Genomic DNA, 26,465 nt, shown 5'->3' on the forward strand with positions numbered 1-26,465 from the left:
AAGATGCGCCAATCCTCGGCGCATGTATTTTTACTGCTGGGTAAGCGTGTTTTGAGTGTTAAATGTTGATGGAGTCTGTGCAGCAACAGAGGCTTTTAGATTGACCATAAATATTGCAAGAGCAGCAATCACACCCGGAATTGCAATCGCTAAGAAATTCATTTGGTGAGGAAGCTCAAGTGTGAGTAGGGCTCCAGTTAAAACTGGACCGATAATTGCACCGATACGGCCAATTCCAGATGCCCAGCCCATGCCAGTTGAACGAAGTGCTGTCGGATAGAACTGTGCAACGAAAGTGTAGAGTAAGATTTGCGAACCAATTGTGGCAGCACCAGCAATAGCAATCAGGCTATATAAAATAAATTGTGGACTATTGATGCCAAGTAAAATTAAAGCTGCTGACCCAACAATAAACATGATGGTAATGACGGGTTTTAAATGGAATCTATCTGCTAAAGCACCGCCACCAATTGCACCAACCATGCCACCGATGTTGAGTGCAAACAGGAACAACATGCTCGCACCTAGTGAATAGCCCGCTTGCAACATAAGTTTAGGTAACCAGCTTCCTAAGGCATACACCATGAGTAAGCACATAAAGAAAGCAATCCAGAACATAAATGTGCTGAAGGTACGGCCTTGTTGGAAAAGCGCACGGACAGGTGCTTCAGTTGTTGTGCTTTCGTTTAACACCAGTTGTGTATTGGCATTTACCTGAGTTTGAGGCGCAATTTTGCTGACAATACTTTTTGCCTGTTCACTCTGATTAGATTTCACTAAAAAGGTGAGAGACTCAGGCAGAAATTTCCAGATCAGTGGGAGCAATAACAGGGGAATACCCGCAATTAAAAACATGATTTGCCAGCCCATGTCTTTCACGAGCCATGCGCCGAGTAGAGCAGATGTCATACCCCCAATTGCATAGCCACTAAACATGATTGCCACTAATGTACTGCGGATTTTTTTTGGTGCGTATTCGGTCATGAGTGCGACCACGTTTGGCATCACGCCACCAATCCCTAGGCCTGCAATAAAGCGTAAAATAGCAAACTCAGTTGGCCCTTTGGCAAAAGCACCAATAAAGGTAAATCCGCTAAATAAGGTGACACAAATCAGGATGGTTTTTTTACGTCCCAGTTTGTCTGAAAGTGTGCCGAAAATCATGGCACCAAACATCATCCCGAATAGAGCCGCGCTTGCCAGCAAACCTGCTTCTACCGCAGTTAATGACCATTGTTGCATTAATAAAGGGAGTGCTACTCCATAAATGACTAAATCATATCCATCAAAAATAATAATAAGTAAGCACCAGATTAAAACTTTCCAATGAAAAGAAGTAAAACTGGCCTTATCAATTAGCTCATTAATATTAACCTTGCTCGTATCCATTTTCTTCACCTCCAATTTGTGAAGTGTCGTGTTATTTTTTAATAAACTATTTTGTTATTGAGTTAGAGTCAAAAACCTAATTGATATATCTTTATGTCTTTAAGGTATTGTGTTTTTATTAATTTAATTATTTGAAAAATATGAATTTATTTTGAGTATTGAAGTGGGTTTTATTATCTGTATTAAATGATGGTAAATATTGTATGGTGAGAATTTTAATGTTTTTATTGGTGTTTTATTCTTGATTTTCTTGCTAAGAATCACTGATAAAAATAGAGCTAAATTTATATTATGAATTGGAGTGAAAATATTAAGACAGGAGATTAAAGTCTATTATTTAATTATTTTAGAAATTCATCTTAAAAATGAAATTTAATCTATATTCAATAAAAAATCGCCAAATCAGGGTTAGCAAATTATTTGCATCCTGATTTGGCGATTGAGGCTTTATTTTGGTTGGAGTGTTTAGATAAAAAACTTAATTTGTGGCTGGAGTTGATCGTGGTGTGAGAATGAAATGGGCGATTACACCAATGCAAATACCCCAAAAAACTGAGCTTAATCCAAGAAAATGCATGCCTGATGCTGTCGCTAAAAAGGTAATAAGTGCAGCATCACGTTGACTATCATTTCTCATAGCGACAGAAATATTTGTGGCAATCGCTCCAAGCAAGGCTAAACCTGCCAGTGCTGCAACCAGCTCTTTCGGAAGTAAGCTAAATAGCATGACAATACTGCCAGCAAATAAGCCCCCTAAAATATAAAAAATTCCATTAGCGATACCCGCAATATATCGTTTTTCTTTAAGTTCATGTGCATCTTTGCCCATACATAAAGCAGCGGTAATTGAGGCAAGCACAATGGTAATACCGCCGACGCAGGCAACAGCTAAAGAGGCAATACTGGTAACGCTAATAATCGGTTTGGCTGGCGTGTCGTAACCGCTGAGTTTCATGATCGCCATACCCGGTAAAAATTGACCAGTTAAGCTGACTAAAATGAGAGGAAGAGCAAGGTTAAGAGTTGAGTTCCATGTCCACTCTGGGCTAATCCACTGCGGGATAGCCAAACTAAAACTCACATCAACTGGATTCATTTTTCCTAAAATGAGGCTTAATAAAACCCCAGCAGCTAATACCCAAATCATGGTGTAGCGTGGCATTAAACGCTTGGCAATTAAAAAGACAATGAGCATGCTAAAAACAATAAAGGGCATGCTATCAGATGCGGTAAATAGGCCAATACCGAATTGAAAAAGAATACCCGCCATCATGCCCGCAGCGACATCTTGGGGAATCCACTTCAGTAACTTGTCGAAGTAACCTGTAACGCCAATTAAAAAAATAACGATGGCAGAAGTAATATAGGCGGCTACTGCTTCATTCAACGAGACGTTTGGAAATAGCGTCACTAACAGGGCAGTACCCGGTGCAGACCATGCGGTTATGACAGGCGTTTTATATTTAATCGAAAGATAAATACCTGAAACAGCAGCACCAATTGAAATTCCCCAAATCCATGACACCATCATATCGGTGGATACATGAGCACGCTGAGCAGCTTGAAAGAAAATAATCAGTGGGCCTGAGTAAGAAATTAAAACCGCAAGAAAGCCAGCAACTGTTGCTGATATAGACCAGTCATTTTTTAATGTCTTTAACAGGGTTGCCATGTGTGATTGCCTCCATGCAAATCATGTTATTTACCCAATCATATAAAAAGATCAGGGTTAACCCTGATCTCCACCTCCGACCGAAATAACCGATCCAGTCATATACGATGCTTCGTCTGATGCAAGAAATAAAATTGCATTCACTTGTTCTTGAATTGTGCCATAACGGCCCATAAATGTTCGATCTATTGTTTGATCAACCACTTGCTGCATCCAGTCTTTTTCATTTTGACTTAATGGGTTGGCGTTACGCGGTACTTTGCGAGGCGGTGCTTCGGTTCCACCCGTCGCAACGGCATTGACTCGAATTCCGTCTTTGGCATGTTCAAAAGCAAGAGATGCTGTTAAAGCATTTACACCACCTTTAGATGCCGAGTAGGGAATACGGTTAATACCACGGGTTGCAATTGAAGATAAATTTACAATAACACCCGATTGTTGCTTAATCATGGCGGGCAACACAGCGCGGCAGCACCATAATGTTGGAAACAATGAGCGATTCACTTCCTTAATGATCTCTTCTTCGGAAAACTCTTCAAAAGGTTTCATCCAGATCGCGCCACCTACATTATTAATCAGGATATCTACCCGACCATAATGTTCAATGGCTTTTGCAACAACCGCTTGCGCACCTGCATAGGTTTCAAGGTCAGCATTAATCGTGACAGCATCGCCACCTGCACTCTGAATTTCTTTGAGAACTTCTTCAACATATTCAGAGCGGTCAGCCATGATGACTTGGCCGCCTTCAGCTGCAACTTGCAGGGCCACGCCACGGCCAATACCTTGAGCACTACCTGTAACAATCACGACTTTATCGGTAAATCTTTGATGATTTGACATAGATAACTTCCCCACCTTAAGTTAGTTTGCAGAGAATTTTTCAAACAAGAAACTAGCAGGTTTGATATTTTCAGCTTCTAACCAGCCACGTACAGCCTCTACCATTGGCACTGGACCACATAGATAAACATCAACATCGCCACCGTTTAACCATTCACTTTCAATATGACCAGTGACATAGCCTTTGCGTTCATGGTTACTTTCAGGGCTTGCGACCACAGTTCGATATTCAAACCATGGGAATTTCGCCTGCAACTCATTGAGTTTTTCTAGAGCAACCAAATCAAAGTCATTGGTTACGCCAAAGACTAAACGAACAGGTTGTTCTGAACCTTTTTCTTCAAGCACTTGTAACATCGACATAAATGGGGCAATGCCAGTACCGCCTGCTAGCATAAGCACAGGACGCGCTACATTACGCAAATAGAAGCTACCGAATGGACCGGTAAATGTCATTTTGTCACCAGCTTGAGCATTCTTACTCAAGAATTCACTCATTTTGCCATTCGGTACGTTACGGACCACAAAGCCAGTTAAACGGTTACCCGGTTTTGAGCTAAATGAATATGAACGGGTTTCGCCAGTTTCAGGAATTGCAACATTCACATACTGACCTGCAAGGAAATGAATATCCGGTTGGCCTTCATCAAGTTGAATATCAAAAGTGATGGTTGAATCTGATAAATTTTCAACGCTAGCTAATGTACCTTGGAAACTATGAATTGCGGTTTTGCAAACATCTGATGATGCTTGAATTTGAAATACAGCATCTGAGGTTGGGCGACATTGGCAAGCAAGAATATAGCCTTGCTCAGCTTCTTCTGGAGTTAATGCATCTTCAATATAGGTTTCTTCTGGCATGTCATAATGACCTGACTCGCAAAATGCGCGGCAAGTTCCACATGCACCATCACGGCAATCCAAAGGAATATTAATTTTTTGGCGATAGGCTGCGTCAGATAAGGTTTCGCCTTGAGCTACGTTAATGAAACGTGTAACACCATCTTCAAATTGAAGTGCAACATTGTGGTTTGACATGGCTGTATCCTACAAAATATTTGAAACTTTTACCCTCAGCCAACAGTCCGTTTAACTGAGGGGGTATGTCTTAAAGGTGGTAGATATCAATCACTTGATTGATGTAGTCATTTTTCAAAACGACATACTTGCTCAAGATTTTTGGTTGATCACCTGAAAAATCGATCACATAACGTGACATACCGAAATAGCTGTAATTTGTCTTGTAACGGAAACTCAAGGTATTCCAGTTAAAGCGAACAGTAACTTTATCTCCATCGCGTTCTACGACTTCAACGTTGGCAATATTGTGGCTTGTGCGTGTGTCCGGCATGGTTGCAGATGAACGCTCAGTTTTAATACGGAATACACGATCTTCTAAACCTTGACGGTCTGGGTAATAAATGAGTGAAATTTCCGATTGAGGGTCTTCAGTTAATCTATCGTCGTCGTCCCAAGCTGGCATCCAGAAAGAAGCTTCCGGTGCGTAGCATGCAAGCCAGTCATCCCATTGTTCATCATCTAAAAAGCGAGCTTCGCGATAGAGAAACTGAGCAATATTTTCTAAAGTTGCTTTGTCTTGAGTGCTCATGCTGTTTCTCCCTGATCAGCAATTTCTTTCTCTGATGCAATCGCATGTTTCATGGTGTGTAACCAATATTGATGTTGGGCAAGATAAAGACCTTCATCTTCAGTTTTGATACCACTTAACATTGGTTTTAAACCAATTTCGTTTGCTGCATCGTCTGGCCCATAAATCCAATGTTTTGAACCACGGCACATGTCATTCCATTCAAGTGCAATACCTGCGTAGCCTGCCTGACAAGCACGGAATTCTTCTAAATCGTCTGGTGTTGCCATGCCTGAGGCATTAAAGAAATCTTCATATTGACGGATACGACGCGCGCGAGCTTCAGGTGCTTCGCCTTTAGGTGCGATACAGTAAATGGTGACTTCGGTTCTATTGACAGAAAGTGGGCGAAGTACACGAATTTGCGAACCGAACTGATCCATCAAATAAACGTTTGGATAGAGGCACAGGTTACGTGAGCGCTCAATCATCCATTTCGACATTGCTTCACCGTATTTTTCGGTGTATTCGTCTGCGTTCGGGAAGTTTGGACGGTCTTCTGGGTTTGCCCATTGTGTCCAAAGCAACATATGGCCATTTTCAAAACCATACGAGCCACCACCTTGTTTACCCCAAGAACCAGCGCTCATCGCGCGAATGTTATCAGCAGCTTGAGTTTCTTTACGGTGTTGAGTCGTTGCTGCATAGTTCCAGTGAACAGCAGAAACGTGGTAACCATCCGCACCATTTTCAGCAGTGAGTTTCCAGTTGCCTTCATAGGTATAAGTAGATGAACCACGTAAAACTTCCAGACCATGTTCAGATTGATCAACAATCATGTCGATGATTTTGGTGGTTTCACCCAAGAACTCTTCAAGTGAAGGAACATCTGGATTTAAGCTACCAAACAAGAAGCCTTTGTAGTTCTCAAAGCGAGCTACTTTTTTAAGGTCGTGTGAGCCGTCTTGATTAAAACAGTCAGAGTAACCAGCTTCGCTTGGATCTTTAACTTTTAGAAGTTTGCCTGAGTTGTTAAAAGTCCAGCCATGGAAAGGGCAGGTATATGTTGCTTTGTTACCACGCTTGTGACGGCAAAGTTGTGCTCCGCGGTGTGAACACGCATTGATCATGGCATTCAATTCGCCGTTACGGTTGCGGGCAATGATGACGGGCTGACGACCAATGTGAGTGGTGTAGTAGTCATTATTATTTGGAATTTGGCTTTCGTGTGCTAAGTAAACCCAATTACCTTCGAAGATGTATTTCATTTCAAGGTCAAATAGGGCTTCGTCAGTAAACACTGAGCGATGAAGTTTAAATTCACCTGTATCGATGTTATCGACAAGTAATTCATCAATACGGTCAAGATGGCTAGTATTGATTACAGGAATACGTGGCATGTCCGTTCTCCGACTTTCCAAAAGTGTGGAAGTCACCAAGGCCTTAGTTACGATCTACAAGGTCTTGATATCCTAATATTGTCAATGAAGCGCATGAGCGCGCTGGGTGTTTAACCGTGAATTGATGAAGATGAATCACTTAAATATTGGCAAGAAGGCTTTTCACAAAGCAATTCATCACTCCATCGGTTTGTTGCTTGTATATACCTTAAAAGAATGGTTAAACTGTGTCTAAGACTGAATTTGCATTTTTTTATATCTTAAAGGTATGGAAGCCTTATGGAACTAAGACATTTACGGTATTTTGTGGCTGTTGTTGAAGAGCAGAGCTTCACAAAGGCAGCCGAAAAACTATTTATTGCTCAACCACCTTTGAGTCGACAGATCCAAAATTTGGAAAGTGAGCTTGGAATTCAACTGTTTGAGCGTGGAAGCCGTCCTTTACAAACAACGCCAGCCGGACATTTCTTTTATCAACATGCTCTTAAACTTTTGTCGAATGCTGAAGAAATAAAAAGTATGACCAAGCGGATTGGTCTGATTGAAAGAAGCGTGACCATTGGTTTTGTTGGGTCTTTACTCTATGGTTTACTGCCGCGAATCATTTATTTATTTCGGCAACAACAACCTCATTTGAATATTCAACTGATGGAGTTAAGTACGACTGAGCAACTACAGGCATTAAAAGAAGGCCGTATTGATGTCGGATTTGGACGTTTAAGAATTAGTGACCCTGCGGTGAGACGTATTCTGCTACGTAAAGAACGCTTGGTGGTTGCTGCACATACGAGTCATCCGATTGCACAGCGTACAGAAGGGGTATATCTGGCTGATCTGATTGATGAAAAGATGTTTATGTATCCCACTTCGCCGAAACCCAATTTTTCGACCCAGCTTTTGAATATTTTTGCCGAACATAGTTTGGTTCCGAAAAATATGCATGAAATACGCGAAATTCAGTTGGCTTTAGGTTTGGTCGCAGCGGGTGAAGGTTTATGTATTATTCCTGCCAGTGCCGATACCATTCGCTTTCCTCATTTAAATTACATTCCAATTTTAGATAACGGTGCGGTCAGTCCGATTTTTATTACTGCACGCGCAATGGACAGAAGTGAGGACTTACAACTCTTATTTGATTGTATTTATCAGGTCTACGATTTAGAAGGGATACCTTATCAACGGACTGTTTTTACACTCGATCAGAACCCGATAGATGATTCAAACGGCATAGATTTTTAAATAAAGCAGGGCATAGCCTCAAAAGCTGAAGCTATGCGTTGATGTGTTTTAGAAAGCCCAAATCAGTTTTAGCCAGCTGGTATGGCCTTCGGGACGATATTCGACTTCGGTTTCTTTTAAAAATTTGGCTTCAATAGACCAGTTTTTATCGGCATATTGAATACCTGGCCCAATTGCAAAAGCCTGTCCTTTAAACCCAATGTCACTTCCGTTTACTTTGTCATCTGTAGTTTGTTTAAAAGCATAGCCTTCAACTGCAACTTTGAGTTTGGGTTTAATGCGGTAACCTAAGCTATAGTCACTCGCAATGTATTGTCCAGACTTGTAGTCGGTTGCATCGTTACGCGTATTCCAGCTATAAGACAGTTTAGTTGAAAGATCTAAACCTGCCGCGTTGGCATAACTATAGGCAAGAATAGGTCGAATGGTGTGATAGTTTTTCCCGAGATTGGCTTCAACTGGATGTGTCGTACTTGGAGTGTCATATTCACCTGTTCCCAGCACAGTTTCTAGGGCTGCAATCCAGTGATGATTTCCTTGATGCCAGCCGAGCATACCACCCAAAATCAAGTCTCCAAGCCCTTGGTTTGAGTCAGCCATTCCATTTACTTTAAGCCGTAGATCAACCAATGGCTGGGCTGCATAAAACCCGAGTTGTCCATCCATAATTTTCTGATCAGTCATCCAGACCAAACGAGGAACCACAGCGTTGACATCAACATGGAACTGGTCGGGACCATTTTGAAACTCTGATGCATGATAATTTTGATAATAACTGAGTAAATAGACACCAGCAGGTGGTAGGGCACCTGCCATCATACCTTCGGCTCCTAATGCAAAAGAGTCTGAGCCATTTTCTGTTGCAAATGCAGAAGGAAGGTAAAGGGCGCTGATTACACCACATATGATTGCAGCAATTTTGTTATTCATAGAATGTCCTATTCTGTGTTGTTTCGCTTGTCACTAAAAAAACGTTATTCCTTAACGGTCTTTAAAAACTTAAGTCTGTTTAACCTGTAAATTTGGGATGCAGAACTCCTGTGAGCTTTGTATTTTCTTTCTAAATTACAAATACAAAGCTCATTTGAAAAAGTGGATTGTTGAATGATTTATCTTTAAATATGTTTGAATAAAGCCGAACGTGACTGTCCAGCAGCACCATCGGCTGCACTTAAGAAACGTTCAGTGTGAATGTCCCTTTCGAATAAGCGACTTTGCATGAGTGTTGAAATTGCCGAGTCGATCATGATTGGTGGGCCGCACAAATACGCTTTGTGTCCACCACATCGATTTTCAAAGTAATCGGCAACAGCTTCATGCACGAATCCAGTAAATCCCGTCCATTGGTCTTCTGCTTTTGGTGCATTGAGGGCAGGGATATAACGGAAGTTCGGATAGTCTTTCACGAGTTGTTCAAACAATTCTCGGTTGTATAGCTCTGCCAAGTCTCGTGCTCCTTGGAAGAGATAAATCGTGCGACTATCTCCAGACTCAAGTAAATCTAAAATCATTGATTGTGGACTTGAAAGACCTGAACCACCTGCAATGAAAATGGCATTTTGATCATCTGACTTGCGTACGAAAAATTGACCATAAGGGCCTGAAATATCGAGCTGATCGCCCGTGGCAAGTTGTTCATGTACATAAGTCGTCGCTGCACCGCCTTCAACTTTACGAATATGCAGCTCAACAATGCCGACTTCACTTGGTGAGTTGGCAATTGAAAATGCACGAGTTCCTTCAATGTTTGGAAATTGGACATTGATATATTGGCCCGCTTGGAACTCGATTGAGCGATCTAGTTGTAGTCGGATTCCTTTAATGGTTGGCGACAGGTCTTTTATGTCAATTACGGTCGCTTGATAGTCTTGAACCAAATGGCCTAAGAAATCTGGATCTTCATCGACATCGGCTTCAATAACCATGTCGGATTGTGGTTTGCAGCAGCAGGCAAGCACCTTATTTTCATCACGTTCAATATCCATGAGCGCAAATGGCGAGGCTTCACCGACATCATAAAAACCATCGGTGACTTGAACCTTACATGTCCCGCAAGTGCCATGACCACAGGCAAAGGGCAACCAAACGCCTTGACGTAAAGCGGCATCTAAGATGGTTTGGTCTTCTTCTACTTCAATCGTTGTTCCGATCGGTTCAATGGTGACTTGATAACTCATGACACACCTCCGAATTAAACATAGCTGTCGTTATAGCCATTTAATTCTGGCGTAACGAAACGAAGTAATGACTTATGACCAAAACCAAGCTCTGCCAAGCTTTGTGTACCCTCTGGATTTATTGTTTGACCATCTAAGGTATATTGCACTTTTGACCAATCAATTTTGGCAAAATCTGGATGTTGGGCAAAACCACCTGCAATTTGTTGCTCAATCAACTGTCCAAAAGTTTGTTGAGGCGAGGCAAGCATGGCATGTGCCGAGCAAAAAAGTGTGTGATGATCCCAACCCACGTAAAGTAAGAATAGATCGCCATAGTTTTTTTGCAGATCAAGTGGTTCAAATTGATAGTTGTTGTGTATCGCGTGAACAGTCATGTTCAATCTCCTTATTTCCTATCAGCCAGTTTGATGACTGCCTGAACAATTCCTTGTGCTTAAGCTGCGTTGCCTTTCCATTTTTTCCAGCGCTGTTGGTCTGGTGAACCTTCAATATCCAGATTGTCAGCACCGACATTCATGCGGTAATAATCGCGGAGCATGGTTTCGAGGTCACCGCCACCACAGTTGCCTTGCAAAATTTGATTTACAGGTAGCCATGCTTGTATATATTTCTCAGGCTCGCGCTCGAAAATGTCATGACAGCCATCTGAACAGGTGTGGTAGCGTTCGCCTTGGTAGATGCTATGGCGATAACTAAACTGAGTTGGGTCATCGCCCATTTCGGTAAAGGTCATTGGAATCTGACAAACCTGACAAAGCTGTGGTAAGCCCGCGCTATAGAAGCGTTTACCTTCGGCTTCCATTTTGCGAGCCAGTTCCCATTTTGGACGGTAGTATTTATCGAAAGTGTCTGGATATTTAGCCGATAACCAATCCATTTCTTCGTCGGTTGGAATCCATGTATGGAAACCAGCAGCATGACCGAAGTTATAGAAAATCCACCATGCCTGATGTGAGACATGCTCTTTTTCTTTCACAATCACATCGCTATATTTCGGCATACGAATGCCATAACGGCTTAAATCTTTAAATAGCGCGCCGCCTGCCTGTTCAAAGTAAACTTCCCAAGCTTCTTTCCAAGACATCACTTTATTTGGCAGCATGTAATCCATCATCATGCCCACAATTGAAAGCAAACGAGTCCCACGCCAGAACCATTTATCAATCCATTCCTGAACAATCGGCACGTTGTCTTCATGTTGTTCGAGCAAGAATTTCACGATTTCAAGACCGAGCGTCATGTGGCGCGCTTCATCTGACTGCGCACTAAAACCAAAGGTTACGGTTGCCATATCGCCGTTATAAGCTGCACCCGACATAAACGGAACAAATAGCAAATTGGTAAGTACATATTCAAAAGCAAAACTAATCGCTAATAAAAATTCGAAAGGGCCAGCAGAACGGGCATCTTCAAAAAATGATTTAGGCACAGATAAATACCAAACGCGGTCATGCATATGCGCCCAGTCCTGAAAACCATCAAAGAACTTGTTGTAATGGCTCATGGCATGAATTTGGGTCTGTACATGACGCAGCTCATCAATCGACTGCATCTGAGAAGCAATACGTGCTCCAATACCACTAAACTGGCGACCTACATGGGCATAGCCTTGATAAGCCTGATATTCAAGTGGGGTAACTGCCGTTAAAAAGAGTTTGATGGCATTGAGGTAGCGTTCATTGCTGACATTCATCTGACCATTGTTTTGAGCAAAGGCATCAAAAATGGCATAAAGTTTTTTCTCTTTTTCTGCCTGATATTTCCAGTATGAATCCATGGTCAAACGGAACGGATCTTCCCATTTAGACCAGTCAGTAATTTTGATGCCTTCAAACTCTTCATAAGGGAAGGCTTCTTTACGGTCAGCATAGGAAAAGTCCCAGTCCAGATCACGAGTTAATGTACGGTAACGATCTTTAGCATTTAATTTTTTGCTGGTTTCTTTAGTTTGAGTTGTCATGATTGATCATCCTTAAATCTTTGTTAAACAACATCTATGTTGTGATTAATTCCAATGAAGACGGAAAGTATCGTCATCTTCTTCGACGTTGCCGCCCAGCGTAATCATGTTGAGTTGTAACGACTGGATGTCCCAATCTTGGCCTAGTTTTTCAGAAACGGTTTCGGCTTTAATCACTAAGTCGGTTTCACTTTCAATTCGGATCATGGCGGGCAAATACTGAATTGAAGCTTCAGGGTTATCTTCTTCAATCGCTTCGAGGATGTAGCGTGAAGTATCGTTGTCTTGTAACGCGAGATAGACTTTAGACATGTTGCTTCTCCTTAAGCATTTGCAAGTTCTGGTTGTAGGCCGAGTTTTTTTGCACGTTCAATCACAACTTGTTCTGCTTGATCGACCGAATCTGTGGTTAAGGCGGCTATTGCCCACGGTGTAAAAGCTGCTTTTACTTGAGCCAAAGACTGAGTGAACCATTTGTTTAATAGCTGTTTGTTGTGATCTGACTCTGCTGCGGCAGTTTTAATGACACTGTCTGACCACTTACGTAAATCACCTAAAGTGTCTTTCATAAACTCAGTCAACATGGCTAAGTCTCGAGCATTTTGATTCACTAACCACTGATCGAACTGTTGATAGACAAGCTCTGTCACAAAGCCGTCAATCACAAGATTTTGTAATAAGAAGAGTTTGAAGTAGTCTTGCTCGGTGAGGCTTTCTTCACACAGACGGCGTAAGCCTTGCCATGCAGGATGTTGCATCCAAGCCTGTTTTGCCTGTTGTAATGAATCGCCACTATTACCATCTAAAGCTAAGCCAATCCGTGAGATGTATTGCGCTATCCCTAAATGATCCATCGCAGCATAAATACAGGCTTGGGTAAGCACAGTGCCATAACCATAGGCACTGCCAGACATCATGTGTAAGTTTGCAGTTTGTTCAACGTGGCGAAATGGTAATAGGCATTCAATGACCTTGGCTTTGACTTCATCAGACAAATGTTCTGCAAGCTGACGTTTTTCAAAAAAAGCAAAATTACTTTCGGCTGTGTCCTGCAAACGTGCACGGTGCTGAACATAAGTTCCATAATAGAATTGACGTGGATCTTTAAATACATACCAATCTTGCATTTGCAGGGCAGTATGGGTTTTGTCATTTAAGGTCTTTTCAGGCTTCCACAACGGACGATAGTGAAAGTTAGTCTCTGCCTGTACATCAAAACTGACTTCTTGATATCGAGTTGCTGGCTTACTGCCAAATCGTCTTTCGATATAGGCGTAGTTCTGGCGGATGGGTTCGACATTTGAAGTTTTGATTTCTAAAGTCATAGTTTTATCTCCTTATATTTTTACATTTGATCATCGTGATCTTTGCTATTACGTTGCGTGCCGACTAGGGTTGCTTCATTGCCATAGCGCCATTTTTCTTCCTGAGCATCGTTAAAAGCTTGCTGCTCTTGGGTCATTTCAACCACTTGATTGGTTTTACAAAAATCATTAAATGCATGTTTAGGCAAAACCAGTTCCACAAATAGACTTGGGTCGTGAATGGCAAAATCGAATTCGATAAACTCTGCGTTTAAGTCGCCAGTGACCCGAATATATTTGGTTAATGCTTCGACTTGAGGTTGCGTCATGCTGTACTCCATCAAGACATAGTCTTGAAATTGATGAATGCTCCTTGCTCTCACTATTAGCTTTACAAAAGCTATGCCAACTTTATTTTTTTATTAAAAACAATTAATTAAGATTTTTATGAAAAGTGAGGCGTTTTAAAAATTCACTATTTCATGAATATTTTTGAATGATGAAATAGAGATATTCATGATTTGATGAAGAGGGTTGTAAAAATTTATTTTTAGAATGTTTGAGGCTTTAAAAGGAGAAATTTAGAAATACTTTTTTAGTATGAAGTTATGTCTTTAAGGTACTAGGACATTTATCTTGTTCTTCTATAAGATGAGATAACACCCAAATGTGTTTAATGGATTAAAACAGATCACTCATGGCTCGAGTAAAATACGATACAACGGGACGATACGCAGATCATCCGCAAGAAATTCACGATTTGCTGTCTAAACTGCACTTTGATACTGCCCACGGCCAAATCTGGTTTGATGAATATCGGATGCTGCTTTTACACACCAGCATTATGGGATATTTGCGTAAAGATTTAGCGAACATGATTGGGCTTGAGCGGACTAAGCGTTTCTTTATTCGTTTAGGGTATCAAGCTGGGTTAAAGGATGCAGAAGTTACAACAAAAATGCGCCCCGATTTAAATGAACACGATGCTTTTATGGCGGGTCCACAAATGCATGCGATTCGTGGAATGGTTCAAGTACAGGCCAACCAGCTCAATTTAAGCCACGATAAAAAACAGTTTTATGCCGATTTAAATTGGCTTAATTCTTTTGAAGCCGATGTACATTTAGAGCATTTTGGCCCAAGTGCCGAACCTGCGTGCTGGATGCTTCTTGGTTATGCTTGCGGATACAGCAGTTTTGCGACGGGCATGACCATTATTTATCAAGAAATAGAGTGTAAGGCCTGTGGCGATGAGCATTGCCGTATTATCGGTAAGCCTTTAGAAGAGTGGGAAAATGCTGATGAGCTGATTCAGTTCATGTCACCCGAACCCATGGAAAAAGAACTCATTGCGTTGCAGGCTGAACTGTTTGAATTAAAAAAATCAATTTATAGCGACAGCGAAGCCGATTACCAATTATTTAGTTCAGTGGGTAAGTCAGCATCTTATAAACAGGTCTGTGCATTACTAACAAAAGCTGCGGGTTCGAAAGTTTCCATTTTACTACAAGGCGAAACAGGGGTTGGTAAAGAAGCTTTTGCACGAGGAGTTCATGAAAATAGCCAAAGAAAAGACCAACCTTTTATTGCGGTAAACTGTGCAGCGATTCCACCAGAGTTAATTGAGTCTGAATTATTCGGCGTAGAAAAAGGTGCCTATACAGGAGCGCATCAATCCCGCTTGGGTAAGTTTGAACGAGCCAATGGCGGAACTATTTTTTTAGATGAAGTGATTGAGCTTTCACCTCGTGCACAAGCAGCACTATTACGCATTTTGCAAGAAGGTGAATTTGAGCGAGTCGGAGATTCACAAACTCGTATTTTAGATGTCCGTGTAATTACAGCAACCAATGAAGATCTTGAGCAAGCTGTGAAAACAGGACGATTTCGGGCAGATTTGTATTATCGGTTAAATATTTTCCCAGTGCAGATTCCGCCTTTGCGGGAGCGCCGTGAAGATATTCCTTTATTGGTTGAACACTTTCTTCATCGTTTTGAAAAAATGTACGGTAAAACTATTCAGGGTGTAAGTGAAAAGACCAAAGTTTTTATGCAGCAATATGAATGGCCGGGCAATATTCGCGAGTTGGAAAACTTATTAGAAAGGGCCGTTTTATTAACGGATGATCAGCAGCTGATTAAGTTAAATGCCATTTTCCCACAGATCAAGCATGACCCAGAGCAGGCTGTAGCTATTGAAACTGACTTTGAGCAATTATTAAAGGCAGATTTTAATTTAGAAGAACACGAGAAACAGTTAATTTTAATGGCTCTAAAAAAGGCAAATCATAATGTGTCTGAAGCGGCACGTTTATTGGGAATAACTCGGGCAGCACTGGATTATCGAATTAAAAAATTTCAGCTTTGAGCAAATATCAACAAGATCAAAAATAAAGGCCTAACTTTAAATGTTAGGCCTTATTCATTATTGTACTTGAGCTGGAAAACCATCTTCATCCAGCGCTTCGGTAATTTTTTCGACACTTTCACTGGTTTCGACAGTCACTATTTTGGTCGCTAGGTCTACATCTACTTTTGCATTTGGGTCGACATCTTGAATCGTTGCTGTCACGCCACGAGCGCAGCCACCGCAAGTCATATTTTCAATAAGTAGTTTCATGTTCATACTCCATCAAGAATGAGATGTTTGTTTGGATAACACTGAGTCTAAACCTTGTCATGATTGTAAGGTCAAGACCAATTTTTTAAAAAATATGCTTGACCTTCCCATGATGGGAATCTGTATGCTCAATACAGAATATTAAATTTTGCAGATTTGCAGAGGTGTTTGATGGACTCAAAAAACACAAAATTGCCAGCATATAGTGAAACACTTCCAATCGAAGGTATGACCTGTGCCTCGTGTGTAGGTCGTGTCGAAAAAGCACTTAAGAAAGTTGAAAATGTAGAGATTGCCAACGTTAATTTGGCAACAGAAAAAGCTATTGTTTATTCAAATCAACCGATTCAGCGCGAAGCACTGGTTAAAGCAGTTGAACGAGCAGGTTATGATGTTCCAAAAGCCGCACCAGTAGAGTTGTCTATTGAGGGCATGACCTGTGCATCTTGTGTGGCACGAGTTGAAAAAGCCCTTAAAAAAGTAGACGGCGTTCAAGAAGCCACAGTCAACTTAGCAACAGAGCAGGCTTGGGTGCAGGCAGATGCATCAGTCAATGTTGAAGACTTAATTCGCGCTGTTAAAAAAGCAGGTTATGACGCGAAAGCATCTGAAAAAAATCAAAATGAGCAACTCGACAAAAAAGCGTCAGAGTTAGATCAGCTTAAAAAAGATTTAATCATTTCGATTGTGTTGGCTTTACCTGTGTTTATTTTGGAAATGGGTTCACATCTCATTCCAGCTTTTCACATGTGGGTCATGCACACGATTGGTCAATACAATAGCTGGCTTTTACAATTTGTTTTGACGACATTAGTACTCATTTTCCCTGGCCGCCGTTTTTACCAAAAAGGAATTCCAGCCCTATGGCGTTTAGCACCAGATATGAACTCGCTAGTGGCTGTTGGAACTTTGGCAGCCTACAGTTTCTCAGTCGTAGCAACCTTTATGCCGCATGTGTTACCACAAGGTACGGTCAATGTTTACTTTGAAGCAGCGGCTGTAATTGTTAGTTTAATTTTACTTGGGCGATATTTTGAAGCCAAAGCTAAAGGGCGTACTTCACAAGCGATTCAACATTTAGTTGGAATGCAGCCAAAAACTGCTCGCATTCAGCGTGATGGTCAAGTGGTTGAAGTTACAGTTGCCGAAGTGGTTAGTGGAACTATTGTAGAAATTCGTCCGGGTGAGCGTGTGCCAGTCGATGGTGAAGTAGTTGAAGGGCACAGCTACATTGATGAATCTATGATTACGGGTGAACCCGTTCCTGTTGAAAAAATCGTAGGGCAGCAAGTGGTTGGTGGTACGGTCAATCAGAATGGTACCCTAAACATTCGAGCAACCGCAGTGGGAGCTTCGTCTGTACTTTCACAAATTATTCGCATGGTTGAACAAGCCCAAGGTTCTAAACTTCCGATTCAGGGTTTAGTCGATAAAGTCACCATGTGGTTTGTGCCAGCGGTAATGCTCATTGCTGCAATTACTTTCATGGTCTGGTTTATTTTTGGGCCAGAGCCTGCGCTCACTTTTGGTTTGGTCAACGCCGTTGCAGTACTAATTATTGCTTGCCCTTGTGCGATGGGACTTGCAACGCCAACTTCTATTATGGTCGGTACTGGACGTGGTGCTGAGTTAGGTGTCTTGTTCCGTAAAGGTGAAGCTTTGCAGCTTTTACAAGAAGCACAAGTGGTGGCAGTTGATAAAACGGGCACGCTCACCGAGGGTAAACCGACACTGACAGACTTTAATGTGCAATCAGGTTTTGAGCGTGAGCAAGTGCTGACCTTAGTTGCTTCGGTCGAAGCCAAGTCTGAACACCCAATTGCCCTCGCGATTGTTCAAGCAGCAGAAAGCGAAGGCCTAAACTTATTACCCGTAACAGCATTTAACTCGATTACAGGTTCAGGTATTGAAGCTGAAGTGTCAGGTCAAAAAGTACAAATTGGCGCAGACCGTTATATGCACCAACTTGGTTTAGACACTGGTGCATTCCAAGCGATTGCTGCACAGTTGGGTGAAGAGGGAAAAACGCCACTTTATGTCGCCATTGACAAGCAACTAGCTGCAATTATTGCCGTGGCAGACCCAATTAAAGAAACAACCTATGCTGCGATTGAGGCCTTACATCAATTAGGTCTAAAAGTTGCCATGATTACAGGAGACAACCGTCATACGGCGCAAGCGATTGCTAAAAAACTGAACATTGATGAAGTTGTGGCAGAGGTTTTACCCGAAGGCAAAGTGGACACAGTTCGCCAATTGCAAAAACAATATGGTCGCTTAGCCTTTGTAGGGGATGGTATTAATGATGCACCAGCCTTGGCACAAGCAGATGTAGGTTTAGCCATTGGTACCGGAACAGATGTCGCTATTGAAGCTGCCGATGTTGTGTTGATGTCAGGTAGTTTAAAAGGCGTACCGAACGCAATTGCGTTAAGTAAAGCAACTATGCGCAACATTCGCCAAAACTTGTTCTGGGCATTTGTATATAACGTTGCACTTATTCCAATTGCGGCAGGCGCATTATATCCAGCATTTGGCGTGCTACTTTCACCTATGTTTGCAGCAGGAGCGATGGCACTTTCTTCGGTCTTTGTTTTAGGCAATGCATTACGCTTAAAACGTTTTCATGCGCAAGTACAGTAAGGGTGCTGAAAATCAACTTTTGGTTTAAGATCATGACAGCAGGTCTTAAACCAAATTTAATATTTGAGGTGTGAGATGAATATCGGTCAGGCATCCAAACATTCGGGCATTTCGGCGAAAATGATTCGCTACTATGAAGAAATCGGTTTACTTGAAGCCGCTCAGCGCTCTGCTTCAGGCTATCGTATTTACTCAGAAACAGACCTAAAGACTTTAAACTTCTTAAAACATGCCAGAGAGTTAGGTTTTTCATCCGAACAAATGAAAGAGCTGATTTCGCTTTGGAAAAATACCGATCGGCATAGTGCAGAGGTGAAAGCCTTAACCGTAAAACATATTGCTGAATTAAAACAGAAAATTGCGCATTTACAAGAAATGGTTAATATTTTGCAGGCATCAGCCGATGATTGCTGTGGTAACCAGCAAGCTTCTTGTGCCATTTTAGATCACATTGAAAAAGGTGTAGGTGTAAGCTAAATCTTATTAAAATAAAAAAAGGAAAAATCATGGCTTATACAGCTTCTTGTCTTTGTAATGGGATTCAACTGCGCATTAATGCCGAATTAGCACCCATCATGGTTTGTCATTGTACGCAATGCCAAAAGGCACAAGGCGCTGCTTTTGCTGCCATTACGCAAGTACAGAAAAGTGATTTGAATATTGTGCAGGGAGAAAACCTGTTACAGGCTTATTTTGCGTCTCCCAATAAAAAGAGAGTGTTCTGTAAAACTTGTGGTTCACCTGTCTGGAGTGAACGTTTAGATAAACCCGATGTAGTGCGTTTAAGGGTGGGGCTCATTAATGAAGAAATATCTACCCAAGTTAGCTCTCATGCCTATGTCACTTCAAAGGCCTCTTGGCATATCATTGGTGATCATGCTCAACAATATTTACAAGCAACAGATGGCGTCCAAAAATAGTCATTTAATCGGGTAGGGCTTGTTTGTAAAAAAACGTGAACAAGACTAGCCATGAATAAATAATGTGCTATAACTGTACTTAAGGTAATCGTAATATCTCCTCGATCCACAGGGAAACTTGGGACAGGGCAAAAGATACGATAAGGCCTTACATATAGCTAGCAAAGAGCATGTAAGAGATGGATAGACACAAATCTTAGATTGCTCACCGTTGCAGAAAAGCCCGTGAAACGGGCTTTTTTAATGCCTATAAAAAAGCTATTTATTGGATTATCACGCCATAAATAAAGTTTTTATGAATCTACTTTTGTCTGTTTCTTCTTCAGCAAATAAAACTCTGAAGAAATAATAAAATATTTTAAACATACAGACTATTCTGTATTGCAATTTAATTTATTTATAGGTACATTTACTTAACGGTTTAAAGTTCAAGTTTAATAATGGACTCATGGTCGTTGTGGGAGATCTAAGAGCCTGCATTCTTCCCCAAGATGCGGGTTTTTTTTATGCCTAAAGAAAAGTTATTATTAACCTCACTTAAATAAAAAAGATAAATTATTAGTTTTTAATATCTTAAGTCATTAAGTTTTTTAGAAATTTTCCTACCATATATAGCCTGACTATAAATCAGCTATACAAACTTTCTTATGCGTTACGCGACTAGGCACGATAGGCTTGACACGCTTGAGCACAAGCTAGGCATGCTTTAGCACAAATTTGGCAGTGTTCATGCTTGTGTTTGCCGCATTCTGCTGCACAAAGTTGACATGCATGGGCACATAATGGCATCGCTTGTTCAGCTAACTCAGAATGCCTTAACTCTAAAGAAGTACATAACTGACAGATTTCTACACAAGTCAGACAGTGTTTAATGCACTCACGCATCATATGTTCTTCTTGCAAACAGGCGGCTGCACAGGTCTTACAAGCAATCATACATTCTACACAGGCTTGAATTGAGCTAGAGGCTTGGCAAAATAATGAATTATTTGCTTCTTGATTGGTTTGCATATGAATTCTCCTATTCCAAAAGTCTTTATTAAAAAATGGAATATTGTTATGTTTTTCCATTTTATAGATCATTTTTTAAACAATGGGTATTTGAGATGAAAGGGGTACAAATACCCAATACATAATTAACCTCGTAGTAGAATGTTACATCCAGTTTTTAGCTTAAAAGCGCTTATTTCTTGATGATAAAAAGTGTCAATAAAATTTAAGGATTGTGTTAAATTTAATTGCATATAATACTTTTGGCTAATTTATTATTGTGTGAATATTAGGCAAATTAGGAATGTGAACTTTGAAGGACACGAAATGGAAAACGTTAATCAATACGCTCACGGAGCTGAGCATGAAGTCCACATCCATTGCAAACGATCATTAAGCACATTAATACTGAGTATGTTCGTATTAATTACAACTGGTCGTTAAAAGAAAAAGCACCCGAGGGTGCTTTTTCTATATTTGAATCTAACAACGGGTTGAATGAAAGAGTTTATGAAGACCCTACAAACCCACGACGCTTTTTGTAGGCTTGGCGGTCATAAGACGGAATATTGGATTTTTGCAGATCAATAGCTAACTGTTTTTTACGTTGAAACTGCACCTCACTTAAAAGCGCAGTATAGATTTTGGGACGATCAGTTTTAAACTTGTCTACATCCAATGGAATCTTATCTTCATTCTTGACAATGTACAGCACAGAACCATTGCCATTCGTTTCATAAACCGTCCAACCCAGCCGCACGGCATAGAGGCCAGTTTTTAGATTCTTTCCTAAGTAAGATTTAAAACCATCTGGATGAGGGCGAACATAAGCATTCATCATGCATCCTCCATCATTTGATTTATTTGATGAAAGCGACAATCAATGAATTGATGGGGAGTGAGACATCATATTCAGTAAAATCACGATTTCTAATTGTTTATATATTGTTCAATTTTAAAATTTCAAGTGAGGCAAAAAGCTGCTATTTACTCAGTTATATAAAGTTCAAAATATTAAAAAACAGCAGATTTTTTGAGTAAAAAATTCTCAAGTTAATGTGGTAGAGGCTTGTAATAATAGCTCATTATTCTCTATTTATGTGATCGATTTTGCACATTTAAAATTATTTAAATCGTAAGTGAATTTACAGTCGGTTTGAGTTAATTATTTGTTTTAACATTAATTAATTTAATTTTAATATTTCTTGTTACAACCATTTTGTCGACAATAGATGCTCATTTTTGACATATTTCGCCTAGCATAATTAAAGAGTTCGTTGCCTATGGTGTCATTTCTGTTTATTGGACTAGTGGTCACCATTTTGTTGACTCCAGGCCCCACAAACACATTGTTAGCCTCGGCTGGAATACAGGCAGGGGTGAAGCAGTCTCTTAAACTTATTCCTGCTGAAGTGATGGGTTATCTCATTGCAATTACTTCATGGGGTGTTTTGCTTGAGTCAGTTTCACATTTAATCCCTTGGCTTCCTGCCTTATTAAAGTTAATAAGTGCCACTTTCATTCTCTACATTGCATTTAAACTTTGGGTAACATCAACAAATGACATCAAATTAGACAACCCACTTATTACGCCTAAGGCTTTATTTGTCGCAACACTTTTAAATCCTAAAGCTTTACTCTTTGCTTCTGCTATTTTTCCACATGCAGCATGGGAAGTGCTTCACGTTTATTTTGTGCATATTGCTATTTTTTTATCATTAATTACACCCATTGCATTTTTATGGATTGCTTTTGGAACCGTATTAATTTCAAACAAAGTAACTTGGTTAAACCAATGTAATTTACAACGTACGGCTGCATTTATTTTAACTTTTTTTGCTATGCCAATCGGCTATTCAGCGATTAGCTCATTTTAAACTTAACCCATTATTTATATTAAAAAATTTAATTTTCAGGAGATTTTTATGAAAAGAGTAAAAGTAATTATTAAGGACCAGTTTAACCAAGAAACGATTGCTTTAGCGAAAGTTAGACCCATGAACGACCACGCCCTTGAACTTCATAAAAGTGTTGAACATATTGAAATTGATGATGACATTATTTTACCCAATATGGATCTACTCTATGAAAATCCTAAAGACGGAAAAATTTATCAATTGATTGGGCCATTCAACGAGGAATAATTTTTAGACTCACTTTTGAAAATAACATCTAGAACACATTTGTATTTCATCACGATTTTAGTAAGAAAGTTTTTAGCTAGAATCTGATGAAAATACGAGCAAAATTAACCATTGAATACAATTAAAATATTGAATATCAGGAATTGTTGTGGGACCATGCTTTTTGTAAAAGTGTGACCTAATCCACACTTTTGCATTTCAGGACTAAGTGGTTTTCACTAAGCCCATTCCTTCAATGAGAAGTAGGAATGGGCTTTTTTTATTGCATATTATTCTTTAAATGTTTCATCTAAGGCTTGTTGAACTGCTTCTATACGTGATTTACACGCTTTATAAGCAGTAATCGATTCTTCAACAATCTTCATTAAATTATCAATATCTGGGCTTTCTTGAGACTCAAGTAGTTCGGCATTTTTCTTCAAAATGTCATGGCCATCCTTAAATGTTAACTCTTTATTCTTCATTTGGAATTACCTGTGTAATGTTGGCTTCGATCACACCATCTTGCATTTCAATGGCAATGGCAGGGTTTGAAATTTGATGTATAGAACGAATTGCTTTTCCTTCTGATCTAACAATTGCATACCCTTTGGCTTGAACTTGTTTCGGGTTTTGTAGAAGGACTTCTTTTATTAACGATTCGATTTGGGCTAATGAAAATTTAACTTGTTGCTGTGAACTAAACTGAATGCGTTCTTTCATCTGGTCAAGCAGGTGATGAGCCGAGTTAAGTTGACTCTGTGTTGAAGATTTAATGTGGTGAAGCAGTTGGTCATTCTTGCTTTGATACGTTGTGATCTGATGCTGTGAAAGCAGCTTAATGGTTTGCAGACTATCTACTGCTTCTTGTACGCGTTCAACAATATGGTTACGAATACCAGCAATCACTTTACTTGGCGTGTCGAATGAACGATTAGCGATTTCATCAAGAATGGTACGATCTTTTTCATGACCAATGCCGACCCAAATGGGTACAGTACGTTTGCAGAGCAGAGCGGCAAGTTCATAATCATTCAAATAAGCTAAATCATTCACCGATCCACCGCCACGAATAATCACAATCAAGTCTGGCGGAAATGTAAATGTGCTGGCCCATTGCCGTAAACCTGAACCTAAAGACTCAATCAAGCTAGTTGCTGCAGTGTTCCCTTGAAAAGTAGCGGTGTGATACACAAAATGGCAAACACTATTTCTCTCTAGCGCATCGGCATCTTTTTTAAAGTCACCTAAGCCCGCAGCATTTTGAGGCGCAATCACTAAAACATTTTGAATATCAAAAGGAGTAGGGAGTAGTTTGTTTTTATGAATTAAAGCTTCTTGAGTGAGCCGTTCAATAATTTGCTGATAACGTTTAGCAATTTCACCTAAGGTAAAACTTGAGTCAATCTCTTCAATATTGACTGAAAATCCATATTGAGGATCAAAACGTGCGCGAATTTTTATGAGAACATTTAAGTCACTTGAAATCTCAATACCAGTTTCACGCTCAAACTTTAGAACAATTTTACTTGCCGAAAATTTCCAGATTGTGGCCTTACAACTTGCAATGACTTTATCAGTCTCGGCATCTTTTTCTGCAAGCTCTAAATAGTAATGACCGCCTTTAATATTTAAATTTCGAATCTCTGCTTTTACCCAAACTGGTTCATCAAAAGCCAAACGTATGACTTCCTGAACTGTGCCGAGATATTCACTAAGGGAAAACTGAGGTTCAGACATACGAACTAAACATTAAAGGACCAACTTAGATAGTATAAAAGCCATCCAACCAAGGCAATTGCTGTCTGTGAATTTAGGGTTCTGTTTAAAATAATTACAACAATTCAAAAGATTAAATTTAAATTTAGGTTGTTCATTACTAGTTAATTCAAAAGATAAAATTAATTAAAAAAGATAAAACTGATGAATTACAACAGATTAAAAAATAAAGTTTGCTTTATAAAATATATAAGCGTATAAAGCTTACTTCCAATTGCGGGGTGGAGCAGTCTGGTAGCTCGTCGGGCTCATAACCCGAAGGTCGTTGGTTCAAATCCGACCCCCGCAACCAAAATATTATGCTCTGTGATGTACCACTTTTCATAATGCAAAAATTATGAAAAGCATTAGCTTATAAATAACCCTATATCAAGCTAAATATTAAATTCTAGACTGACTGTCCATACCTTAAATCTAGCGTTCTAATTAAATACCGTTAAATCACATGAGCTCAGTGATGAGTGAATGATTGTGAATATAGTAAATGAGTGGCAAATTGCCACAGCCGTAAATGGCAATGAAATTAATGTGAGAGTGGTTCCTCACGTGCGTAAGCAAAACTCTCAAGATGGTTATCGTTGGGTCGAAGTTGGTAAGAAAGTTCAACTTCAAACTGGTGAAGAAATCGAGTTGAACCAAGATGGTAAAAGCTTTTATGCTGCATTTAACCAGCTTTATCGTTTAAGTACGTATTGCTAATAAAATGTTTAGCTCTCAAGCTAAAAACCTATCTCTTTTAATGGAGATAGGTTTTTTTATATCTATACGATTTATAAATAATTAAAGTTATAAAAAACAGAAATATATAAAATCGATAGAATTATTCTTTTAATTATATTTATAACTAAATTAACCTGCTCGCCAGAATTGACGGCCCATGACTTTAAAGTTTTTTCCATTTTCTTCGGTTACACGTCGGTCTCTAAATTTTTCATTTAAACTATGCAAAATTAAAGAGCCATCTGCTTCTTTAAAAATCTGCTTAATCATTCCTTCCCCAGCAAAGTAAACCGCATAAATCTCGCCATCAATCACTTCAGTTTGAGAGATATCAATACCGACTAAATCTCCATCTTTAATGTAATCGGTCATGCTATCGCCTTTAGCTTTGATAATACGCATGCACTCTTGAGCAACCCGCTTTTCTTTAAAAAATGAGGCTGGAAAAGGAATTTTTCCATTAATTGCATCGAAGTGAAACTCGATAGATTCACCCGTACCACAAGAAAAGCTAGCTTCTACAACTTCAATCCAGACATATTGATCGGTGGATTCAGCACTCACAACAGTAGGGCTAAATACATCACTTTCTCTAAAAGAATCTTCAGTATTTCCAGTGGTTAGCCAATAACCATCTACACCTAAAAATTGGGCAATTAATGGAAGAAACGCTGATTTCAAATTTTTCCCTGACTCTAAAGCTTGATAGGCAGGCTGAGACATCTTGACTGCTTCTGCTACTTCAGCCTGAGTTTTTTTCGCTTTAAGCCTAGAATCTTTTAAACGGTCTTTAAGAGCCATAACGGTCACACCAGCAAACTTATAACAAATATATAACTTAAGTTATATCGAGTAAAACAACTATAGTTATTGACTAATAATAACTATAGTTATAATATCAGTTATATCTTAAGATGAATAGATAAAGTTTAAATCGTATTTGAACCACTATTTATAGGTTTATCAACGTGTTGAGATGAAAGCTAAATTTATTTTGTTTTTATAGGAGGCAAAATAAAAGAGAGATAGCCCAATTATGATGTGCAGATAGGCTATCAAAACAAAAATTGGAATAAAAAAAAGCCCGATTCCGTG

General features: G+C 39.8%; 27 protein-coding genes, 1 tRNA gene and 1 pseudogene. 10 read left to right on the top strand and 19 right to left on the bottom strand.

Annotated elements, in window-relative coordinates; translation table 11 throughout:
- Positions 1-30 precede the first annotated feature (30 nt).
- The 6 genes and pseudogenes from ACPF64_RS10210 to benA all read right to left on the bottom strand — a co-directional run bounded on the left by ACPF64_RS10210 (position 31) and on the right by benA (position 6,892).
- Positions 31-1,389: an aromatic acid/H+ symport family MFS transporter gene (locus ACPF64_RS10210; protein ID WP_426453049.1), complete on the bottom strand. Its 1,359-nt coding sequence runs from the start codon at positions 1,387-1,389 to the stop codon at positions 31-33.
- A 478-nt stretch (positions 1,390-1,867) separates the two neighbouring features.
- Positions 1,868-3,061 carry a benzoate/H(+) symporter BenE gene (gene benE / locus ACPF64_RS10215; protein WP_311075242.1) on the bottom strand — a complete coding sequence of 398 codons (1,194 nt, stop codon included), beginning with the start codon at positions 3,059-3,061 and terminating at the stop codon, positions 1,868-1,870.
- Positions 3,062-3,118: 57 nt separating this feature from the next.
- Positions 3,119-3,904 (bottom strand): 1,6-dihydroxycyclohexa-2,4-diene-1-carboxylate dehydrogenase, encoded by a 786-nt coding sequence (locus ACPF64_RS10220; protein WP_426453052.1) that lies wholly within the window; start codon positions 3,902-3,904, stop codon positions 3,119-3,121.
- Positions 3,905-3,925: 21 nt separating this feature from the next.
- Positions 3,926-4,942, bottom strand: a complete 1,017-nt coding sequence (gene benC / locus ACPF64_RS10225) for a benzoate 1,2-dioxygenase electron transfer component BenC (RefSeq protein WP_426453054.1) — start codon at positions 4,940-4,942, stop codon at positions 3,926-3,928.
- Positions 4,943-4,993: 51 nt separating this feature from the next.
- Positions 4,994-5,513 (bottom strand): annotated as a pseudogene (gene benB, locus ACPF64_RS10230) (benzoate 1,2-dioxygenase small subunit).
- Positions 5,510-6,892, bottom strand: a complete 1,383-nt coding sequence (gene benA / locus ACPF64_RS10235; protein ID WP_281831630.1) for a benzoate 1,2-dioxygenase large subunit — start codon at positions 6,890-6,892, stop codon at positions 5,510-5,512. The pseudogene benB and the gene benA overlap by 4 nt, the downstream one beginning before the upstream one ends.
- A 106-nt stretch (positions 6,893-6,998) precedes the next feature.
- On the opposite strand from benA, the gene ACPF64_RS10240 reads away from it, so the two are divergent.
- On the top strand, positions 6,999-7,127 hold the full coding sequence (locus tag ACPF64_RS10240; protein WP_426453056.1) for a hypothetical protein: 129 nt from the start codon (positions 6,999-7,001) through the stop codon (positions 7,125-7,127).
- Between the two features lie 44 nt (positions 7,128-7,171).
- Positions 7,172-8,131: a LysR family transcriptional regulator gene (locus ACPF64_RS10245; RefSeq protein ID WP_003652630.1), complete on the top strand. Its 960-nt coding sequence runs from the start codon at positions 7,172-7,174 to the stop codon at positions 8,129-8,131.
- A 48-nt stretch (positions 8,132-8,179) separates the two neighbouring features.
- Here ACPF64_RS10245 and ACPF64_RS10250 read toward each other — a convergent pair whose 3' ends face one another.
- The 7 genes from ACPF64_RS10250 to ACPF64_RS10280 all read right to left on the bottom strand — a co-directional run bounded on the left by ACPF64_RS10250 (position 8,180) and on the right by ACPF64_RS10280 (position 13,904).
- The gene (locus ACPF64_RS10250) at positions 8,180-9,061 is read right to left on the bottom strand and encodes a SphA family protein (protein WP_426453059.1); all 882 of its coding nucleotides are present in this window, start codon (positions 9,059-9,061) and stop codon (positions 8,180-8,182) included.
- Positions 9,062-9,246: 185 nt separating this feature from the next.
- Positions 9,247-10,308, bottom strand: a complete 1,062-nt coding sequence (locus ACPF64_RS10255) for an NADH:ubiquinone reductase (Na(+)-transporting) subunit F (RefSeq protein ID WP_426453061.1) — start codon at positions 10,306-10,308, stop codon at positions 9,247-9,249.
- A 14-nt stretch (positions 10,309-10,322) separates the two neighbouring features.
- Entirely contained in the window at positions 10,323-10,685 is a 363-nt protein-coding gene (locus ACPF64_RS10260) for a phenol hydroxylase subunit P4 (protein WP_426453063.1), read from the bottom strand.
- Positions 10,686-10,744: 59 nt separating this feature from the next.
- The gene (locus tag ACPF64_RS10265) at positions 10,745-12,271 is read right to left on the bottom strand and encodes an aromatic/alkene/methane monooxygenase hydroxylase/oxygenase subunit alpha (protein WP_045435983.1); all 1,527 of its coding nucleotides are present in this window, start codon (positions 12,269-12,271) and stop codon (positions 10,745-10,747) included.
- A 45-nt stretch (positions 12,272-12,316) separates the two neighbouring features.
- Complete coding sequence (locus ACPF64_RS10270; protein WP_000049450.1) at positions 12,317-12,583, bottom strand: MmoB/DmpM family protein; 267 nt, start codon at positions 12,581-12,583, stop codon at positions 12,317-12,319.
- Positions 12,584-12,594: 11 nt separating this feature from the next.
- On the bottom strand, positions 12,595-13,596 hold the full coding sequence (locus tag ACPF64_RS10275) for an aromatic/alkene monooxygenase hydroxylase subunit beta (RefSeq protein ID WP_426453066.1): 1,002 nt from the start codon (positions 13,594-13,596) through the stop codon (positions 12,595-12,597).
- Positions 13,597-13,616: 20 nt separating this feature from the next.
- Complete coding sequence (locus ACPF64_RS10280; protein WP_199942425.1) at positions 13,617-13,904, bottom strand: phenol hydroxylase subunit; 288 nt, start codon at positions 13,902-13,904, stop codon at positions 13,617-13,619.
- 368 nt (positions 13,905-14,272) lie between these two features.
- Here ACPF64_RS10280 and mobR point away from each other — a divergent pair, with 368 nt between their 5' ends.
- Positions 14,273-15,943 (top strand): phenol degradation transcriptional regulator MobR, encoded by a 1,671-nt coding sequence (gene mobR, locus ACPF64_RS10285; RefSeq protein WP_426453068.1) that lies wholly within the window; start codon positions 14,273-14,275, stop codon positions 15,941-15,943.
- Between the two features lie 57 nt (positions 15,944-16,000).
- Here the strand turns inward: mobR and ACPF64_RS10290 are convergent, their stop codons facing one another.
- On the bottom strand, positions 16,001-16,201 hold the full coding sequence (locus tag ACPF64_RS10290; RefSeq protein ID WP_080592898.1) for a heavy-metal-associated domain-containing protein: 201 nt from the start codon (positions 16,199-16,201) through the stop codon (positions 16,001-16,003).
- 165 nt (positions 16,202-16,366) lie between these two features.
- Between ACPF64_RS10290 and ACPF64_RS10295 the strand changes: the two genes are divergently transcribed.
- From ACPF64_RS10295 to ACPF64_RS10305, 3 genes are all read left to right on the top strand, one after another.
- Positions 16,367-18,838, top strand: a complete 2,472-nt coding sequence (locus ACPF64_RS10295) for a heavy metal translocating P-type ATPase (protein ID WP_426453071.1) — start codon at positions 16,367-16,369, stop codon at positions 18,836-18,838.
- Between the two features lie 75 nt (positions 18,839-18,913).
- On the top strand, positions 18,914-19,315 hold the full coding sequence (gene cueR, locus ACPF64_RS10300; RefSeq protein WP_005070253.1) for a Cu(I)-responsive transcriptional regulator: 402 nt from the start codon (positions 18,914-18,916) through the stop codon (positions 19,313-19,315).
- A 29-nt stretch (positions 19,316-19,344) separates the two neighbouring features.
- Positions 19,345-19,758, top strand: coding sequence for a GFA family protein (locus ACPF64_RS10305; RefSeq protein ID WP_426453073.1), 414 nt, complete (start codon positions 19,345-19,347; stop codon positions 19,756-19,758).
- Between the two features lie 660 nt (positions 19,759-20,418).
- Here the strand turns inward: ACPF64_RS10305 and ACPF64_RS10310 are convergent.
- Both ACPF64_RS10310 and ACPF64_RS10315 read right to left on the bottom strand, forming a co-directional pair.
- Positions 20,419-20,769, bottom strand: a complete 351-nt coding sequence (locus ACPF64_RS10310; RefSeq protein WP_419295885.1) for a four-helix bundle copper-binding protein — start codon at positions 20,767-20,769, stop codon at positions 20,419-20,421.
- Between the two features lie 487 nt (positions 20,770-21,256).
- A complete protein-coding gene (locus tag ACPF64_RS10315; RefSeq protein ID WP_132071106.1) occupies positions 21,257-21,589 on the bottom strand; it encodes a hypothetical protein in 333 nt (110 codons plus the stop codon).
- A 442-nt stretch (positions 21,590-22,031) separates the two neighbouring features.
- On the opposite strand from ACPF64_RS10315, the gene ACPF64_RS10320 reads away from it, so the two are divergent.
- Positions 22,032-22,625 (top strand): LysE family translocator, encoded by a 594-nt coding sequence (locus ACPF64_RS10320; protein WP_426453076.1) that lies wholly within the window; start codon positions 22,032-22,034, stop codon positions 22,623-22,625.
- A 48-nt stretch (positions 22,626-22,673) separates the two neighbouring features.
- On the top strand, positions 22,674-22,892 hold the full coding sequence (locus tag ACPF64_RS10325; protein WP_004642055.1) for a hypothetical protein: 219 nt from the start codon (positions 22,674-22,676) through the stop codon (positions 22,890-22,892).
- 269 nt (positions 22,893-23,161) lie between these two features.
- Here ACPF64_RS10325 and xseB read toward each other — a convergent pair whose 3' ends face one another.
- Both xseB and xseA read right to left on the bottom strand, forming a co-directional pair.
- A complete protein-coding gene (gene xseB / locus ACPF64_RS10330; RefSeq protein WP_003652614.1) occupies positions 23,162-23,356 on the bottom strand; it encodes an exodeoxyribonuclease VII small subunit in 195 nt (64 codons plus the stop codon).
- The gene (gene xseA, locus ACPF64_RS10335) at positions 23,346-24,611 is read right to left on the bottom strand and encodes an exodeoxyribonuclease VII large subunit (RefSeq protein ID WP_426453079.1); all 1,266 of its coding nucleotides are present in this window, start codon (positions 24,609-24,611) and stop codon (positions 23,346-23,348) included. The genes xseB and xseA overlap by 11 nt, the downstream gene beginning before the upstream one ends.
- A 254-nt stretch (positions 24,612-24,865) precedes the next feature.
- On the opposite strand from xseA, the gene ACPF64_RS10340 reads away from it, so the two are divergent.
- Both ACPF64_RS10340 and ACPF64_RS10345 read left to right on the top strand, forming a co-directional pair.
- A tRNA-Met gene (locus ACPF64_RS10340) sits at positions 24,866-24,942 on the top strand.
- A gap of 173 nt (positions 24,943-25,115) precedes the next feature.
- The gene (locus tag ACPF64_RS10345) at positions 25,116-25,349 is read left to right on the top strand and encodes a hypothetical protein (protein WP_005041855.1); all 234 of its coding nucleotides are present in this window, start codon (positions 25,116-25,118) and stop codon (positions 25,347-25,349) included.
- 150 nt (positions 25,350-25,499) lie between these two features.
- Here ACPF64_RS10345 and ACPF64_RS10350 read toward each other — a convergent pair whose 3' ends face one another.
- The gene (locus tag ACPF64_RS10350; protein ID WP_003652611.1) at positions 25,500-26,171 is read right to left on the bottom strand and encodes an XRE family transcriptional regulator; all 672 of its coding nucleotides are present in this window, start codon (positions 26,169-26,171) and stop codon (positions 25,500-25,502) included.
- Between the last annotated feature and the right edge of the window lie 294 nt (positions 26,172-26,465).

The organism is Acinetobacter sp. KB005 (assembly GCF_049949095.1).
GTDB lineage: Bacteria > Pseudomonadota > Gammaproteobacteria > Pseudomonadales > Moraxellaceae > Acinetobacter > Acinetobacter calcoaceticus.

Excerpts from the sequence above, each read along its gene's own strand:
- ACPF64_RS10210 (WP_426453049.1), bottom strand. The coding sequence starts at position 1,389 with ATGGATACGAGCAAGGTTAATATTAATGAGCTAATTGATAAGGCCAGT.
- benE (WP_311075242.1), bottom strand. The coding sequence starts at position 3,061 with ATGGCAACCCTGTTAAAGACATTAAAAAATGACTGGTCTATATCAGCA.
- ACPF64_RS10220 (WP_426453052.1), bottom strand. The coding sequence starts at position 3,904 with ATGTCAAATCATCAAAGATTTACCGATAAAGTCGTGATTGTTACAGGT.
- benC (WP_426453054.1), bottom strand. The coding sequence starts at position 4,942 with ATGTCAAACCACAATGTTGCACTTCAATTTGAAGATGGTGTTACACGT.
- benA (WP_281831630.1), bottom strand. The coding sequence starts at position 6,892 with ATGCCACGTATTCCTGTAATCAATACTAGCCATCTTGACCGTATTGAT.
- ACPF64_RS10245 (WP_003652630.1), top strand. The coding sequence starts at position 7,172 with ATGGAACTAAGACATTTACGGTATTTTGTGGCTGTTGTTGAAGAGCAG.
- ACPF64_RS10250 (WP_426453059.1), bottom strand. The coding sequence starts at position 9,061 with ATGAATAACAAAATTGCTGCAATCATATGTGGTGTAATCAGCGCCCTT.
- ACPF64_RS10255 (WP_426453061.1), bottom strand. The coding sequence starts at position 10,308 with ATGAGTTATCAAGTCACCATTGAACCGATCGGAACAACGATTGAAGTA.
- ACPF64_RS10260 (WP_426453063.1), bottom strand. The coding sequence starts at position 10,685 with ATGACTGTTCACGCGATACACAACAACTATCAATTTGAACCACTTGAT.
- ACPF64_RS10265 (WP_045435983.1), bottom strand. The coding sequence starts at position 12,271 with ATGACAACTCAAACTAAAGAAACCAGCAAAAAATTAAATGCTAAAGAT.
- ACPF64_RS10270 (WP_000049450.1), bottom strand. The coding sequence starts at position 12,583 with ATGTCTAAAGTCTATCTCGCGTTACAAGACAACGATACTTCACGCTAC.
- ACPF64_RS10275 (WP_426453066.1), bottom strand. The coding sequence starts at position 13,596 with ATGACTTTAGAAATCAAAACTTCAAATGTCGAACCCATCCGCCAGAAC.
- ACPF64_RS10280 (WP_199942425.1), bottom strand. The coding sequence starts at position 13,904 with ATGACGCAACCTCAAGTCGAAGCATTAACCAAATATATTCGGGTCACT.
- mobR (WP_426453068.1), top strand. The coding sequence starts at position 14,273 with ATGGCTCGAGTAAAATACGATACAACGGGACGATACGCAGATCATCCG.
- ACPF64_RS10290 (WP_080592898.1), bottom strand. The coding sequence starts at position 16,201 with ATGAACATGAAACTACTTATTGAAAATATGACTTGCGGTGGCTGCGCT.
- ACPF64_RS10295 (WP_426453071.1), top strand. The coding sequence starts at position 16,367 with ATGGACTCAAAAAACACAAAATTGCCAGCATATAGTGAAACACTTCCA.
- cueR (WP_005070253.1), top strand. The coding sequence starts at position 18,914 with ATGAATATCGGTCAGGCATCCAAACATTCGGGCATTTCGGCGAAAATG.
- ACPF64_RS10305 (WP_426453073.1), top strand. The coding sequence starts at position 19,345 with ATGGCTTATACAGCTTCTTGTCTTTGTAATGGGATTCAACTGCGCATT.
- ACPF64_RS10310 (WP_419295885.1), bottom strand. The coding sequence starts at position 20,769 with ATGCAAACCAATCAAGAAGCAAATAATTCATTATTTTGCCAAGCCTCT.
- ACPF64_RS10315 (WP_132071106.1), bottom strand. The coding sequence starts at position 21,589 with ATGATGAATGCTTATGTTCGCCCTCATCCAGATGGTTTTAAATCTTAC.
- ACPF64_RS10320 (WP_426453076.1), top strand. The coding sequence starts at position 22,032 with ATGGTGTCATTTCTGTTTATTGGACTAGTGGTCACCATTTTGTTGACT.
- ACPF64_RS10325 (WP_004642055.1), top strand. The coding sequence starts at position 22,674 with ATGAAAAGAGTAAAAGTAATTATTAAGGACCAGTTTAACCAAGAAACG.
- xseB (WP_003652614.1), bottom strand. The coding sequence starts at position 23,356 with ATGAAGAATAAAGAGTTAACATTTAAGGATGGCCATGACATTTTGAAG.
- xseA (WP_426453079.1), bottom strand. The coding sequence starts at position 24,611 with ATGTCTGAACCTCAGTTTTCCCTTAGTGAATATCTCGGCACAGTTCAG.
- ACPF64_RS10345 (WP_005041855.1), top strand. The coding sequence starts at position 25,116 with ATGATTGTGAATATAGTAAATGAGTGGCAAATTGCCACAGCCGTAAAT.
- ACPF64_RS10350 (WP_003652611.1), bottom strand. The coding sequence starts at position 26,171 with ATGGCTCTTAAAGACCGTTTAAAAGATTCTAGGCTTAAAGCGAAAAAA.